Annotated in this window: 1 protein-coding gene; it reads left to right on the top strand. The window is 26.3% G+C overall.

The genetic code is table 11. From position 1 onward, the window contains the following. Positions 1–161 precede the first annotated feature (161 nt). On the top strand, positions 162–410 hold the full coding sequence (locus HHU12_RS34495; protein ID WP_169661219.1) for a hypothetical protein: 249 nt from the start codon (positions 162–164) through the stop codon (positions 408–410). The last annotated feature ends 221 nt before the right edge of the window (positions 411–631 follow it).

The following is a 631-nucleotide window of genomic DNA, read 5'->3' as shown; positions in this document are numbered from 1 at the left end:
CCATAATGCAAAAATACTTTTTTTTGATTAAAGGGGCTTAACTTACTCTCCGGGTAAATGTAGCTATTCCAGACTTTAAAACACTTAAGATTTCTGATAATAGTTTCAGTACATTATGGACAACAAACTATATTACTTGTGAAAAAAGTCGACTAACTAAAATGTTTTGGGCTAATTCTAATAATTATTATAATCGAAACCTTAAAGATATTGACCCTCTCTATGAAAAAACTATAGATAATTCTTTTGAAATAATTAATAATAAAGAAATAGATGAAAGAAAAAATGAACAAAATAAATTTCTAGAGTTTCATTATGCTTTAGGTGGACTAATGTTATATAAAGAGCAATATTTAAGTTTAGAATATTTTTTTAATTATAGGTATCTAAACTTAGATCGCCCTAAATAGTAAAACGTACTTCTGTTACGGTTAACTGATTTACATTAGTGTAAAAGTAACCAAACAACCAGATGTATTATGATCAATTTTGAAGGTTTTGACGATAGAACATTTTATTCAACATTTCAAAAAGAAGAAGATTGTCTTGAATATTTATCGACACTAAAGTGGAGTGATCATTACAAATGTAGGAAATGTGAACATACAAAATATATGAAAGGTAAAAAGTT

This window comes from Flammeovirga aprica JL-4 (assembly GCF_012844305.1).
In the GTDB taxonomy this organism is placed as follows: Bacteria; Bacteroidota; Bacteroidia; order Cytophagales; family Flammeovirgaceae; genus Flammeovirga; species Flammeovirga aprica.
This window is presented reverse-complemented; position numbering and strand designations above follow the sequence as displayed.